The sequence below is a fragment of the Cytobacillus oceanisediminis 2691 genome, assembly GCF_007678455.1.
GTDB classification, from domain to species: Bacteria; Bacillota; Bacilli; order Bacillales; family Cytobacillaceae; genus Mesobacillus; species Mesobacillus oceanisediminis_A.
On record NZ_VEEP01000012.1, the window covers coordinates 43,956 to 58,881 of the forward strand.

Annotated in this window: 11 protein-coding genes and 1 riboswitch; of the genes, 8 read left to right on the plus strand and 3 right to left on the minus strand. The window is 42.7% G+C overall.

All coding sequences use genetic code 11. The features are described 5' to 3' along the window. Positions 1-4: 4 nt before the first annotated feature. A riboswitch (SAM riboswitch) is annotated at positions 5-114 on the minus strand. Between the two features lie 396 nt (positions 115-510). Then, positions 511-2,142: a M4 family metallopeptidase gene (locus tag FS736_RS20905; protein ID WP_144480985.1), complete on the minus strand. Its 1,632-nt coding sequence runs from the start codon at positions 2,140-2,142 to the stop codon at positions 511-513. 508 nt (positions 2,143-2,650) lie between these two features. On the opposite strand from FS736_RS20905, the gene FS736_RS20910 reads away from it, so the two are divergent. The 5 genes from FS736_RS20910 to FS736_RS20930 all read left to right on the plus strand — a co-directional run bounded on the left by FS736_RS20910 (position 2,651) and on the right by FS736_RS20930 (position 7,632). Further along, positions 2,651-4,393, plus strand: a complete 1,743-nt coding sequence (locus tag FS736_RS20910; RefSeq protein WP_144480987.1) for a carbon starvation CstA family protein — start codon at positions 2,651-2,653, stop codon at positions 4,391-4,393. Positions 4,394-4,449: 56 nt separating this feature from the next. After that, on the plus strand, positions 4,450-4,713 hold the full coding sequence (locus FS736_RS20915) for a cory-CC-star protein (protein ID WP_144480989.1): 264 nt from the start codon (positions 4,450-4,452) through the stop codon (positions 4,711-4,713). 11 nt (positions 4,714-4,724) lie between these two features. Next, positions 4,725-5,690 (plus strand): ArsA family ATPase, encoded by a 966-nt coding sequence (locus tag FS736_RS20920; protein WP_144480991.1) that lies wholly within the window; start codon positions 4,725-4,727, stop codon positions 5,688-5,690. A 97-nt stretch (positions 5,691-5,787) separates the two neighbouring features. Then, positions 5,788-6,465, plus strand: coding sequence for a hypothetical protein (locus FS736_RS20925; protein WP_260983677.1), 678 nt, complete (start codon positions 5,788-5,790; stop codon positions 6,463-6,465). Positions 6,466-6,555: 90 nt separating this feature from the next. Beyond that, a complete protein-coding gene (locus FS736_RS20930) occupies positions 6,556-7,632 on the plus strand; it encodes a thermonuclease family protein (RefSeq protein WP_313959741.1) in 1,077 nt (358 codons plus the stop codon). Between the two features lie 204 nt (positions 7,633-7,836). On the opposite strand, the gene FS736_RS24505 is transcribed toward FS736_RS20930, so the two are convergent. After that, positions 7,837-7,998 (minus strand): hypothetical protein, encoded by a 162-nt coding sequence (locus FS736_RS24505; protein ID WP_186326881.1) that lies wholly within the window; start codon positions 7,996-7,998, stop codon positions 7,837-7,839. 130 nt (positions 7,999-8,128) lie between these two features. Between FS736_RS24505 and FS736_RS20935 the strand changes: the two genes are divergently transcribed. Continuing rightward, positions 8,129-9,382 (plus strand): sensor histidine kinase, encoded by a 1,254-nt coding sequence (locus FS736_RS20935; protein ID WP_186326882.1) that lies wholly within the window; start codon positions 8,129-8,131, stop codon positions 9,380-9,382. 81 nt (positions 9,383-9,463) lie between these two features. Here FS736_RS20935 and FS736_RS25425 read toward each other — a convergent pair whose 3' ends face one another. Then, positions 9,464-10,306, minus strand: coding sequence for an STAS domain-containing protein (locus FS736_RS25425; RefSeq protein ID WP_144480995.1), 843 nt, complete (start codon positions 10,304-10,306; stop codon positions 9,464-9,466). Between the two features lie 257 nt (positions 10,307-10,563). Between FS736_RS25425 and FS736_RS20945 the strand changes: the two genes are divergently transcribed. After that, positions 10,564-11,709, plus strand: coding sequence for an exonuclease SbcCD subunit D (locus tag FS736_RS20945; protein ID WP_144480997.1), 1,146 nt, complete (start codon positions 10,564-10,566; stop codon positions 11,707-11,709). Beyond that, positions 11,706-14,843, plus strand: a complete 3,138-nt coding sequence (locus FS736_RS20950; RefSeq protein WP_144480999.1) for an SbcC/MukB-like Walker B domain-containing protein — start codon at positions 11,706-11,708, stop codon at positions 14,841-14,843. The genes FS736_RS20945 and FS736_RS20950 overlap by 4 nt, the downstream gene beginning before the upstream one ends. Positions 14,844-14,926 lie beyond the last annotated feature (83 nt).

The window sequence follows — 14,926 nt, forward strand, 5'->3', positions numbered from 1 at the left end:
CAACTTCTTATCTGCCAAGTTTTTAAAAACTTGCTGGAATTAGCACCTTTTCAACAATGTTGAAGGTTGCTGAAGCTTCATAGGGCCAGGACCCTCAGCTTCTCTCGATAAGATTAAATAAAATTGAATTATTAAATTTCTCTAAATATTAACGCTGTTATAGAAGATTGTCAATCATTTATTTAAAGCGGTGAAGTAATTGGGGGAAAATCACGGCGGTATGATGACCATCAAAAGCGTTTATCGATTATGACTTGTATCACAAAAAGGATTTTGTCTTAATTGGAGGATTATTAGGGATAACAGGGAGGATTGGTAACCTAAAATTCAGCAATTCTATAAAAATGAGCACCACAAGTGGTTATGGGTGACCAAAAGTTCAGGATATCTTTAAAAGAGGGCACCAATGCGGCTTTGACCTCAATCGGAAAGTAACTGCATTTCAAAAGAGATACATAACAAAGACTGGCTCTCTTAAAACAAGAGCCAGTCTGACTGAATATCAAGCTATTAATTTATTCCTACTGCTTCAAAAGCTTTATTGACTGCATCGACCTCTGGAGAAGTTGACCCATAAAGGTCTTTAGCAGCTTGTACAGCTCCTGCACGTGCCTGGCTGAAGTTTGTTGAAGATGTGTAATAAACTGTGTTTGCACGATAGAAGATTGCACCCATTTTTTCAGTACCGACTCCTGAAACCGTCACACCGTAATGTGTGCCGCCCTGGCTAAGAAGGTAGGCTGCTTTGTTGATAATTCCGCTGTTTGTGTGGACTCCGCCATTATCAGAAGTTCCAGTATAACGCTTGGAATAGTGATCAGGGTCGCCGTATTTAGTTGGGTCGCTCATTGAGCGCAGCGCGTCACCAGCCGTGTTAGGTGTGTAGATGTCCTCGCCGATTTCGAAATCAGGATTTCTGTTGTCATGGAATTCAGCGAGTGTGCCGAAGATATCGGAAATCGCTTCGTTCAGTGCGCCTGATTCGTACTGGTAAACCAGATCAGAACTGAAATCTGTCACAGCGTGAGTCAATTCATGCGCCACAACATCAAGACCTCCGGAAAGAGGGATGAAGGTTGTGCCATCACCGTCCCCGTAAACCATTTGCTGTCCGTTCCAGAAAGCATTGTTGTAACTTCTGCCATAGTGAACTGTGGATTTCAGTGCTGCTCCTTTGTTGTCATACGAATTCCGGCCAAACTTGTTTTTATAGTAATCATATGTCAGACCTGCATAATAGTGAGCATCCACTGCTGCACGATCATATGATGCATTCAAATTATTGTCCGCATCGGCCCAAAGGGTACCAGGAGTTAGTTGACGGTTTTTAGCATCGTATGTGAAAACGCCGTTTCCACGAGTATTGTCCTGCAGGTAATAAGAACCATTTGAAAGTAGAGTGTTCAATGATTTCTGGTCACCCAGTACTCCGACACCAGATCCAACGGTATTTGTACCAGTTAAAGATGGATTGGTTTTGCCGGCAGTATGAATCGCATTGTACTTATTGATAATTTCGCCTGTTACTGCATTGATAAAGTACTGGTAATTGCCTGGTTCCGGACTGAGGAAGTTCAATGTTACATGATAGGCATACACAGCCTGATCCTCTGCAGGATAAACAACCAATTCAGCAGATGGAGCTGCTTCGTAATCTGGTTTGAAGCCAAGATCTTTTTCGGCTGTTGCGATGGCGTCTCTCTGTGACTTCTTATTTGAAGCCTTTACCAGTTTTTCGCCCAATCCTTTGCTGACAGTACCACTGAAGACTTGAAGGACTCCAGCTTCATCCACTCTCGCTGCCTGGTTAGCTCCCCAAACAGGTACACCATTGTATACTTGCTGCAGGCGGACTACATCTCCGCCAAGCTGATCTGCTTCTTGTGATTTGACTATGAAACTATCATTGGCACTAAGGCTATATTTACCTTTAGAAGCTTTCAAATAGCCACGAACAACATCCTTAGCTGCTTTATCGGATGGGTTTGTAAGTTTGCCTGCAACAAACTCTTGTGTTCCATGGCTCTTTGTGAACTTCTTGGATGCTGAATCTTCCGAAGGTGCTGCAAAGCCCGAAGCTGCAACCAATCCGCTCAAGGCCAAGCTTGCTGTTAAACTTAATGAAACGACTTTCTTCTTCAAATAAACTCCTCCTAAAATCAAATTCTAGCTACTAGAAATTAGTAGATTATCATAGTTATACTCTAGTTATCTGAAGATTACAATAATTAAGTCTAAAAATGTCGAACCATTATGTTGGGAAAATTTTAGGGGAGGTGTTGAAGCTTTGACAGGAAGCTTCCTATTTAAATAGTAGCAAGACAGGAGATTTTCGCTTAAGGTGTTCCGATTTTCGTAGGGCGGGCCCTGAGCATCCTAAGAGGGTTTACTCCTGCCAGGTTTCCTCTGACCAGCTAAGCTCGAAGAACATTGAATTTGCATCCTCGAACCTGCCCATGCAGGATAAAAAAGAGTTTATATTTTCGGAGGAATCTTTAAGCTTTCCACTATAATCAACAGGAGAAAAACAACGTTAGAATTTAACAGAGGTTTATTCGAAAAAAAGAAGTCAGAATTTATTGACTAATCAACTAATATATTTTTATTATTAAGTTGTAGTACCAACTCACAAAAAGGGAGGGTTACATGAATGAATTCTTTATGGTTAGCTGTAATCGGAATGATTGTGTTTGCGATTGGCTATCGCTTCTATTCTAAGTGGGTAGCTGAAAAGATTTATCGCCTTGATCCAAACTACGTCACACCGGCACATCAATATTCTGACGGAGTCGACTTTGTTCCGACAAAGAAAATGATTTTGTGGGGTCACCATTTCACTTCTGTGGCCGGAGCCGCACCAATTGTAGGGCCGGCAATCGCCGTATATTGGGGCTGGCTGCCTGCATTCTTGTGGGTAACCTTAGGTACCGTCTTTGCAGCAGGTGTGCACGACTTTGGAACACTGGTCCTATCTGTCAGGAATAAGGGGCAATCAGTAGGTACTATCACAAACAAACTGATTGGCAAACGTGCAAAAATCATGTTCTTATTCATTATTTTAATTCTTGTTTTGATGGTCAACGCCGTTTTTGCATGGGTAATAGCCAACTTATTTGTCAGCTTTCCCGCAAGCGTCCTGTCAATATTCCTGCAAATCCCGCTTGCAATCTGGATTGGCTATGCTGTTTATAAAAAGAAAAAAGGGATGCTTCTGCCTTCCTTGGTTGCACTTGTCGTCATGTATGGAGCAGCCGTTCTTGCCAGTCGTGTTCCAGCATTGCAAATCGATCTAGTGAAATACTTCGGCGGTGCCGACAATACCTTAATGTTCGGTTTAAGCGGCGTATCAATGGCATTCTTTGTATGGATAATTGTCCTGATGGTTTATGTTTACATTGCTTCAACCCTGCCGGTCTGGAAGCTTCTGCAGCCTCGTGATTATATCAATTCACATCAGTTGGTTGTAGGCTTATTCATCTTATATGCAGGCCTTGTTTTTCTTCAGCCTGATGTTACTGCTCCAGCAATGAATGCAGCGGCAACGGATGTGTCCTGGTTTCCATTATTGTTCATTACGATTGCTTGCGGAGCCATTTCTGGATTCCATGGACTTGTTTCTTCAGGGACATCATCAAAGCAACTGGAAAAAGAAACTGACGCCCGCTTTGTTGGCTATGCAGGTGCAGTAGGTGAAGGTATCCTTGCCTTGATCGCCATTATTTCAGTTGTCACCGTCTTTGCAACTAAAGCTGACTTCAGTGCTGCATATTCAAGTTTTGCTGCTGCAAGCTCTGGAGGTCTTGGCAATTTCATCAATGGTGCTGCCCAGCTTGCGACTGGAATCTGGATTCCTGCGGATATCGCAAGGACAATAGTATCCATTATTGTGGTAAGTTTTGCTGCAACCACACTTGATACTTCAGTAAGATTGATGCGGTACATCATTGCTGAAATTGGAAGTGAATACAATGTTCAGGCTCTGACAAATCCTCATGTTGCCACTACCGTTGCAGTTGTTTCCAGTGCGGCGCTAGTATTACTGCCAAAAGGGCCAAACGGGTTCGGTTCAGGTGGATATTTATTGTGGCCACTGTTCGGAACAAGTAATCAGCTTCTAGCTGGAGTCAGCCTGCTGCTTGTTTCCATCTGGCTGAAGCGGCAGGGACGAAACTATCTTGTCACCTTCATTCCAATGGTATTCGTCTTCTTCATGACCCTTTGGGCTATGATTCAGCAGGTAGTATTTCAGTGGTCTGGATATGGAAGCAGCGAGTTGAATATGCTGCTTTTCGGAATTGGCGGCTTGATTTTAATCTTTGTTTTCTGGATTATCCTTGAAGCTATTACAGCCTTCAGCAGAAATAATCCACCGCCATTGACAAAGGAAATGTAAGCATAAGGAGGCCGGGTAACCGGTCTCTATTGTTATTTTTGCAAGGAGGAGATTTAATGGGGGTTTTGGAACAATTCAAACGTGCACTAGCTCTGTATGATGAGATACTCAAGCTGCCGCACAGAACGGAGATTGCAAGGGAATTAAGGGACGAGGAGGATTTATTTATGCTGCTTTGCTTTTCAGAATTGTTGGGACTCCCAAATCCTGCTTTTTACTATACCCTTGAACTCTACCCCGTCATCATTGAGAGATTCCATGATTGGCATCTGAGGGCAGGGATGGAGAAGTCCCCTCTGGATGGAATACGTTGTTGTTAGGAGGAGTTTTTATGAATATGCTGGAAAAGAAAATTTATTTCATCGGCGGAAAAGGCGGGGTTGGCAAAAGCACAACTTCAGCGGCAATGGCGCTTTTTCTCGGCCAAAAAGGAAAAAAGGTCCTTCTTGTTTCAACTGATCCCGCCCATAATACCGGGGATTTATTCCACAAAAACTTCAGTGGCGGTAAAATTGAAAAAGCAACGAAAAATCTTGATGTACTGGAGATTGACTCGGAACAGGAGTCAAGAAATTATATAAATGGAGTAAAAGTGAATCTGAAAGGTATGGTCAAAGCGACCATGCTGGATGAAGTGAACAGACAGATCGATATGGCAGCCGCTTCCCCGGGAGCAGAAGAAGCAGCATTATTTGATAAGATCACTTCGCTGATTCTTGAGGAAATTGCAAACTATGATGCTATCGTGTTCGATACAGCGCCAACAGGTCATACTATCAGGCTCCTAACCCTCCCTGAATTGATGGGTGTCTGGATGGACGGGCTGTTGGAACGGCGTAAAAAAGCGAATGAGAATTATGCACAGTGGATGAATGATGGGGAAATCAGAGAGGATCCATTATATGAAAAATTGAATGAACGGAAAAATCGCTTCAAGCGTGTCAGGGAAATCCTTCTTGATGAAACACAAACAGAGTATATATTTGTTTTGAACGCTGAACGTCTGCCAATTCTTGAAACCGGAAAGGCCATCGAAACATTGCATCAGCATGGAATCCATGTGAATACGATCGTGGTCAATAAAGTCATTCCCAGGGAAGCAGATGGCAGGTTCATGGAACAAAGAAGGACAAACGAAAAATTGTATCTGGATGAAATAAAAGAGAAATTTGAACATAAGAGACAGATTTTCCTTCCGCTCCTTGAACACGATATTTCATCTTTGGACATCCTGGAACATATTTCAGCTCTTTTAGGAAAGCAGATTGAAACTTTATATATCCATCATAATCATTAGCGTTTTCCCTTCCATATTTAGGGTTATATAACTACATGGATAATTATTGAAGCAAAAAAGAACTAAAACTATTGCTATAGAGAAAGGGGCTCGCAGAGTGAGACGGATTTTTCCCGGTTCGATTACATCATATAGCCAATTCGGGCATTTGAAAGTCCCCAAAAGCATTAAAAATGTTTGCCCGGTTTGCAAAGAGAAGGTTGAATTTATCCTCAAGTCGACTTATCAAAGCAGCAAACATGGATTGATGACTGAAAGTGCCTGTCCTTCGTGTAAAAATAGTGTTCCGTTTATCATCATTACAAAGGGAAACGACACGCATCTTGATGTGTACATATATGACCCACAACGTTCGACTGACGCGTTAAGCCAAATCGAACATATCCCGGGGATGCCGGAAGAGTTAATCCGGGCTTATAAGTCCGCCGTCAGCGTCTATCTTTCGAAAGAAAATGCGGCGACCGCTGTATTGGCTAAGAGGGTACTGGAAAATGTATTAAAAAACTTTTTAGCAGAAAAAGCGAATGGCCAGCCCCTTGACAAGCAATTCGAAATACTGCCGGAACATATCAATTTAGTAAAGTCTGTAACGTCATTAAGTCCTTTGATGGCATCAGATAAAGGACTTCATCGGATGCTCGAGCTTGAAGCAGAGATGGATGATGAAATGGCAGAATTAGTAATGGATCTACTGGAAAATTTGATTCAATACCTGTTTGTATTACCGGGAAAAATAGAGATGACCAGAGAACAAATTGAAAAGAAATTGACTTGACTTGTGGCAGCTTCCGGATGGGGCTGTTTTTTTATATTCAACATCAGGAACTATTTTGATATAGTAGGAGGGATTAAAGGGGGAGCAGCAGTGAATCATAAAAAAACGGTGAAAATATTACTCGCCATCCTTATGGCTTATTTTATTTTGCCAAATCTAGTTTCAGCTCATAATGGTTCACGAGATGAACTTGGTGGGCATTTCCGTAATGCGGATTGCACCTATTTCCTTCATGAACCAACTTCATTGGCGAAAAGTGCAGCAAATATAGATGAACTGATCCGTCTGATACAGGTGTATAACAATAATTCCGGTTGTGCCGATGGGTTGAGTGAAGGAAAGATCGATCTGGAGGGATATACTTTTCAGGGAGAAGGAGGAGCGGCTTCAAAACCAACTGAAAACTCGGTTCCTAAAGCAGCACTTGCAACTGGCAAATTGCAAATTGGCAAAACGTATGAAGCAGAATTAAAAGATTGTACTGACGGGGATACCGCCGTCTTTACGATCAACGGAAAAGACTATAAAACTCGTTTTCTATACATAGACACTCCAGAAAGCACAAGGACAAAGGAGCCGTTTGGACATGAGGCTGCTCAGTATACCTGTTCCTTTTTAAAACAGGGGGAAATCACACTAGAAACTGATGGCTCCAGCCTGTTCGATAAATATGAACGACTTCTGGCCTGGGTTTGGGTAGATGACAAACTTCATCAGGAAGCAATCACGAAAGCAGGTCTTGTAGAAGACTTTTACGATTACGGCAGCTATAAATACGAAAACCGGATCTGGTCAGCGATGGAGTTTGCAAAAGAAAACGGAAAAGGAATGTATGCCGGGGAAGGAAACACATCCCGCCCAAAAGATTCTGCAGACGATTCACCCAAAGGGCAGGAAAGCGAAAATAGTGAAGGGACAAAAGATGCTGACGAGCTAAATTGTGGATTTTTAAGCGGCCTTTTGTTCGCACTGTTATTTTACCTGACAGTCCCATTCAAGAAATCCCTAGGAAAGCCAACACTGATCGCCCACCGAATGTGGGGTGAAAAATGGTGGCTTAACCTATTGCTCGGAATTCTTTACGCATTATTGTGCTACATAACATTACTTTTATTGCTTGTGGAATTACTCCCTCTTCTAAAAAGTAATAAGCGCAGACGGTCATGACGGACAAATATCTCCGGGATTCTCGCAAAACTGTCCGTCATTGAGGGCATGATGGACAAAAAACTCTAGGATACTCACAAAACTGTCCGTCATCGAGGGCATGATGGACAAAAAACTCCGAGATACTCGCAAAACTGTCCGTCATCATAATGTTGACGGACAGTTTAATAAACTTTTAAAAAGAACCTCCAGCTCTTAAACACATTATTGATTATTATCATCCTGCGAAAGTAGCATATTCTCAATGTCCTCATTGGTTGGCGGTGTTTCTGGTTTCAAAAAATGAGTGAGCTTATCTATTTTTCTATGTAATCTTACGATATCAATCAAAATCAGCAGCAGTAACACAATTATTATCCAAGACATCGTTACCTCCCCCTTCTATAATTTCTAATATAAGGTAAATATTATGGAATGGATAGGCTAAAATGGATAAAGTTTGCGCTGGTCACTGGTTTATAATACTATTTTAATGACTATTTATGGTGGTGTTGCAGTGGAAATTACCAAGCATTTATTAATGAATCTTTCACTTCTTCTTGTCCTTCTTTTTTTTACGCAGTTAATCATGGAAAGGCAAGTGAAAGAAGAAAGTCGAAAAAATCTTGAATTAGTCTATTTCGTTATTGCCATTTTTACATGTTATATTTTTTCAGTGCAGGTCCAGGATGGTATCAGCTTTGACCTTCGCCAGGTGCCAATGATCTTAGGGAGTCTATATGCCGGCCATAGCTTTCTGTTTGCAGGTCTAACCATATTGATGAGAGGGTTTTTAGGGATTAATGATGGGTTTTGGATATCGGTCTTGGTGTTTACCACTCTTGCTTTCATTTTAAAATGGATGCATTCGTGGTTTAACAGGCTTACCATCAATCAGCGCGTCGGTGTATCAATCATTTTGACTGTCATGACTTCGTTCGTTTTGATGCAAATGGTGACGGTGGTCAATCAACCTATCAGGCACCCTGAAGCTTGGCTCAGCTTTATTTTGATCCCGGCGCTTACATCTGGCCTGGTCAGTTATTCAATTGAAACCATCAAGCAAACATTGATCATTCGCCAGCGGCTTGCGAAGGCTGATAAAATTGAGGCTGTCAGCCATCTGAGTGCAGCTATTTCCCATGAAATCCGCAACCCTCTTACAACGGTAAAGGGATTCCTGCAGCTTCTCAGCGAACAGGATTATCCTGATGAAAAGAAGAAAGAATTCATCCATATTGCAGTCGAGGAACTGAATCGCGCAGAAGAAGTCATCAATGATTATCTTACTTTTGCCAGGCCAGCGTTTGAAAAGGTCGAAGAAATCGACATAGAAAAAGAATTGAATCAAGTACTTAACGTGTTGAACCCGCTCGCTAATCTTAACGGTGTGGAAGTCAAGAAAAAATACACTTCAGGTTTGACGATTTCGGGGGACCGGTCAAAGTTTCAACAGGCATTCATCAATCTGATAAAAAATGCCCTTGAAGCGATGCCAAATGGAGGAGAATTGACAGTGCAGACCTTTCCTACAGGAAGTGTTGTCCATATTCTCGTCAAGGATACGGGAATTGGAATGACCAACGAACAAATCACCCGCCTTGGTGAACCATACTACACAACAAAAGGCCAGCAAGGAACAGGTCTGGGAATGATGGTGACATTCAGCATCATTCGGGCAATGAAGGGGAAAGTCGAAATAAAAAGCCAGGTCGGCAAAGGGGCGACTTTCCATATGCGTTTTAATCATTTTGAGAATAAGCCTGATTAGATTAAATCGGCTCAATACAGCCGATTATGAAGGAGTTGATTTTCCTGAAGGAAAAAGCCTGCCAGAAAACCTGGCAGGCTTTTAACGTTGGATGATTTTCCTGACAACATTCTGAAGATTTCCTTCGGTTGTAATATCCGAAAAGTTAATTCCGAGCTGTACCGCCGTTTGAGCGACTTCCGGCCGGATGCCTGTTACAATTGTTCGCACCCCAATCAGTTTCAAGGCGTCCATTAATTTAAAAATCTCATGGGCGACCATAGTATCTACCATCACGACCCCTGAAAGGTCGAGGATCAGCGAATTGATTTTGGCATCAATACTCTGGGTTAGCGTAGATTCCATCAAGCCTTTTGCTCTGGTTGTATCGATTTCTCCGATTAATGGCAGAAGGCCAACTTCTTTTGTAAGGGTTATGACAGGTGCACTTAACTCCTTGATCAAAGTTGCCTGGGAGGCAAGCCGGTTCATGAGAATTTCCATGAAAACGATAATAAAGGTTTCAAATACATAATCAAGCGTATAATTCAGCTTTTTTTCCCAGGTAAAGACATCATCCAAGGTAATTTCCAGATCCGTCTCTCTGACAAACTTTTGCACATACTCCCAATAGACGCGCCGGAATACACCTGAATTCCAGGCAACTTCCGTCAAGTCTGTTTTGGACTTGATCCGATCTGAAGCAGTCTGGCTCGTCCAAGCCGAAATGGTCTCCTTCATCTCTTCCTCGGTCTGGTAAAGCGACTTAGCCACCAGGCGTACATAATTCGAATTTTGTTCCATTACCCTGTTCATGATTTCAGGCGGAGCATCAGCAGAGTAATCTGAGCCTGTTATGATCCGCTGGCGTTTTAGCCAATCCTGGGTGAAGTCTGCAGCATTATCCACCAAAAACTGGTATAACGCCATTGTTTTTTGATCCATTTCAATCCCTGCTTTATTTAATATTGGATAACTCTATTCTTCAAGACTGCTTCCTAAAAGTCAAATTTCAATGTTTTCATTTACGGTGGTAGATGGCTTGATCATCTGTTAAAATCAAACAAGAACGCTAGTTCGCATATGTTTCCTTAATTTGAGTGCGCACTAAATTTTTGTGTTTGATATAATAATAGCATTCAAATTACACACTACAAAACAAGAGATATAGATAAGGAAATTTTACTAGGGGGAGGATGAACATGAAATTTATTCATACAGGTGATTGGCATCTTGGAAAGCTTGTCCATGGCATCTATATGACAGAAGACCAGCGGGAGGTATTGAATCAATTTGTTGATCTTGTTGCTGAGGAACAGCCTGACGCAGTTGTGATCGCTGGGGATCTATATGACAGATCTGTTCCGCCGACTGATGCAGTTGAGCTGCTCGATGAAATTCTTTTCAGGATCAATGTCGAGTTGAATACGCCAGTAGTAGCGATAGCAGGGAACCACGACAGTGCAGAACGACTGTCATTCGGCAGCTCATGGTACCGTCATAATCATTTTTACCTTACTGGCAAATTGACCAATGATTTTAACCCTGTACATATCAACGGGGTCAATTTTCATCTGATTCCGTACGCTGAACCCGGTGTAGTGCGCCACCTGCTTGGCGATACTTCGATCCATTCCCATCAGGATGCTATGAAAGCACTTATCGGTAAAATAGAAGAAAACCTGAATCCGAACGAACCGAATGTTTTTGTCGGACATGCTTTCGTTCTTGGAGGGGATTCCTGTGACTCTGAACGCGCGCTTTCAGTAGGTGGTTCTGGCTGTGTGACACAGGATTTATTTGATCCATTCTCGTACACGGCACTGGGGCACCTACACAGTCCTGATGCGATAAAACATGACAAGGTCAAATACTCCGGATCACTCTTAAAATATTCGTTTTCAGAGGCGAAACAGCGAAAGTCTGTCTCAATTGTCGAAGTGAATGATAATGGAAGCTTCGAAATGAGATATAAGAGCCTCAAACCCAAGCAGGATATGCGTGAATTGGAAGGACATCTTGAACAGCTTTTGGACCCTTCTTTTTATGAAAAAGAAAACACAATGGATTATTTGAAAGTGACTTTGCTGGATGACGGAGCGATGATTGACCCAATGGGCAAGCTGCGCCAGGTCTTTCCTAATGTCCTGCATCTTGAACGAAAAATCGAATCCATCGACCAGAAGCACAGGCAGCGCTTCACCTCCATCAGGGAAGAAAAAAAATCCGAGCTTGAGCTTTTTGAACAGTTCTACAAGGAAATGACGACTAGTGAATTCACTGAGGAGAAGCGCGGTATCATGACTGACGTGATTGGTAAAGTGTTAAAAGAGGAGGGACAGAAATGAAACCTCTTAAACTGACGATGCAGGCTTTTGGCCCATATGCCGGTACGGAAACGATTGATTTTAAAGAGCTCGCAAACAGGACAATGTTTGTCATTTCCGGTAAAACTGGTGCCGGGAAGACAACGATATTCGATGGTATCAGTTATGCGATTTATGGAAAGGCAAGCGGGGAAGACAGGAATGGCCCTGACTTGCGCAGCCAGTTCGCTGATGATGATGTCCTCACTGAAGTCTCCCTCGATTTTTCCTTGCGCCAAAAGACATACCGGATCACGCGGTCCCCGCAACAGGAGAGGAAAAAGAAATCTGGGGAAGGAACAACCACCGTCGGAGCAAAGGCAGAGCTTTATCTGATCGACGGAAATGGTGATATCCAGCTGCTGGCTTCCAATGTTCGTGAAGCAGATGAAAAAATAAAGGAAATTATGATCATTGACAGCAACCAATTCCGCCAAATCCTGATGATTCCGCAGGGAGAATTCCGGAAGCTGCTGACTTCTGACAGCAAAGAAAAAGAAGTCATCCTGCAAAGGTTATTCCATACTGAAATTTATAAAAGAGTGGAAGAAAAATTAAGAGAAGAAGCAACACTCTTAAAAAAGACGGTAGAGGACCAGGTAGAAAAAAGGAACGCTCAGCTGCGAAGCATTAAAGCAGTTGAAAACGATGAGCTCAAAGAACTGATTGATGCTGGTAGTGTGAATGACACCCTTATTCTTCCGCTTTTGAAAAACGAAATCGATGCTATGGAGAGCAAGCTTCGGGAACTTGCTAAGGACCGTGAAAAGCTTCAAAAAGACCGCGATCAAATGCAGCAGCGCTTGTTCGAGGCCGAAGCCACTTTGAAACAGATTCAATCCCTTGATACCTTGAAAACAGCGAAGGAAAAACTGGAATCCCAGCAATCCTTGTTTGCAGAAAAAGAAACGCAGACTGTACTTGCCAAAAAAGCTGCCCTGCTCGATGCCCAGGAACAGCTTTGCCACAGGCTGAAGGCAGATTTTGATTCAATGACGAACCAGGTCTCACAGATAACCCAGCGAATTGGACAGTTATCAGGGAAACTGAAAGAGGCTGAACAGGAAAACCAAAGACAAATTGAACGTGAACCTGAGAGAACAGCTGCAGCAGAACAAGTGAACCTGCTTAAGAATATGAGAGAAGAAGTCCTGGCATTTGATAGTACCGATTCCAGGGTCAAGGAAATGAAAGCATCCCTTGATTCCAAAAAGCAGGAACGTGAAAAGGGTGAACATTCCCTGAAGACAGCAGAAGAGCGTCTAAAGGTTCTGCAAATGGAGAAAGAAGAGGCGGAAAAGGCTCAATTTACTTTTCTTGAGAATGACCGGCAATTAGAAAAGCTGCTGCGCGAGTTGGACAAGCTAATTAAATTTAAAATCCAGACTCAGAAAACTCAAATGGCACAAACAAATTATGAAAAAAACAGAGGACAACTTAACCAGGCTGTTGCTCATCACAATGATGGAAAAGCCGCAGCAGAAGAGCTGGAGCAAAAGTGGCTGCATTCCCAGGCGGCCGTTTTGGCCGGGAAACTGCAGGAAGGCAGTGCCTGCCCGGTCTGCGGATCCAAACATCATCCGGTTCCTGCAAGAGCAAGCGAAGGCTTCATCCCAAACGAAGAGGATTTAAAAGCCGCACGGGAGAAGGTTTCCGTTCTCGAGAAAGAAAAGAGTACTTTTGAAAAAGCCTTTATTGAAGCAGAAACAACTTTAAGGTCATTAAACGCAAATAGCGACGAATTAATGGCTGAAATCATTGGTTTCCGTCCTGGCTTTGAAATTGATCAGACATCGGATGTCATCCTGATGACAGAGGCTGATATTGAAAAGCTTAAAAAAGAGCAGAATCGACTCTCCATAAAGCAAAAAGAGCTTGAAAAAATCAGAGCAGAAATCAAGAGATATGATGAAGGCAGGGAAAAATTGCAACAGCAATTAAAAGGGCTTGAAGAAGGATTCCAAAAACTAATCATCCAGTATACCGAAAAAAAGACCACGCTGGAGAGAATGACAGACAAAATACCGGAACAAATCCGTTCACTGCAAGCATTCGAAGCAAAGCTTCAATCTGCAGAACTGCAGCAGAAACAGCTTGACCAGGAAATGGAACAGGCCCGAAAGAACTTCCAGGATGCCAGGGAATTGCTAGGGACTGAGAAAGCCCGTCTTGAAGAGGCTGAGAAGCGTTTGAATGAAATCGAAGCGAAGTTGGTCGAAGAACGGGAAACGTTTAAAAACAACATGACAGCCCAGGGATTTGAAAATTACCAGGCATATCACCAGGCGAAGGTCCCTGAGCAGGCAATCCTGCGACTTGAAACAGAAGTAAGAAATTATCGCGAAGAATTGAGATCTGTCAGGGACCGTTTTACAGAACTCTCGGAAATGTTGAAGGATGTTAAAAAGCCTGATCTGGAAACACTTCAAACTAGTTTCGCAGAACTGAATCAAAAGATTAAAGAAGCTGATGAGGCATTCCAGGATCTCAATCTAAAAAAACGTGATAATCAGTCTATTTTTAAACAGGTTATCACATTGAATGAACAAATGAAGCAGCTTGAGGAAAAGTACAAATTAGTCGGTCATCTATTCGAAATCTCCAAAGGACAGAACACTTATAGAGTTACATTTGAACGCTTCGTCCTTGCTGCTTTCCTCGATGATATTCTTCGGGAGGCCAATGTCAGGCTGCATAAGATGACAAGCGGCCGATACAGATTATTGAGGAAAACGGACCGTTCAAAAGGCAATGTTCAAAGTGGTCTGGAACTGCTGGTACTTGATGCTTACACAGGGCAGGAAAGGCATGTCAAGACCCTTTCTGGGGGTGAGAGCTTCAAGGCGGCCCTCTCACTGGCCCTAGGCCTTGCGGATGTGGTACAGAACTACGCCGGCGGAGTTTCGCTTGAGACCATGTTCATTGATGAAGGATTCGGAACGCTTGATCCAGAATCGCTTGATCAGGCAATTGAAGCATTGATCGATATCCAGAGCAGCGGACGCCTTGTCGGCATCATATCTCACGTTCCAGAACTAAAGGAACGAATTGATGCAAGGCTTGAGGTTATCTCTACACAAACAGGAAGCAAAACTCAGTTTATGTTAATGAATTAACAAAGAATACAGCATCTTGAAATAGGTGCTGTATTTTCACGCTTAAAGAAAAGTCTATAAAACTCAGCAAAGCTAAATCAGCT

Excerpts from the sequence above, each read along its gene's own strand:
- FS736_RS20920 (WP_144480991.1), top strand. The coding sequence starts at position 4,725 with ATGAATATGCTGGAAAAGAAAATTTATTTCATCGGCGGAAAAGGCGGG.
- FS736_RS20945 (WP_144480997.1), top strand. The coding sequence starts at position 10,564 with ATGAAATTTATTCATACAGGTGATTGGCATCTTGGAAAGCTTGTCCAT.
- FS736_RS24505 (WP_186326881.1), bottom strand. The coding sequence starts at position 7,998 with ATGTCTTGGATAATAATTGTGTTACTGCTGCTGATTTTGATTGATATC.
- FS736_RS20915 (WP_144480989.1), top strand. The coding sequence starts at position 4,450 with ATGGGGGTTTTGGAACAATTCAAACGTGCACTAGCTCTGTATGATGAG.
- FS736_RS25425 (WP_144480995.1), bottom strand. The coding sequence starts at position 10,306 with ATGGATCAAAAAACAATGGCGTTATACCAGTTTTTGGTGGATAATGCT.
- FS736_RS20910 (WP_144480987.1), top strand. The coding sequence starts at position 2,651 with ATGAATTCTTTATGGTTAGCTGTAATCGGAATGATTGTGTTTGCGATT.
- FS736_RS20950 (WP_144480999.1), top strand. The coding sequence starts at position 11,706 with ATGAAACCTCTTAAACTGACGATGCAGGCTTTTGGCCCATATGCCGGT.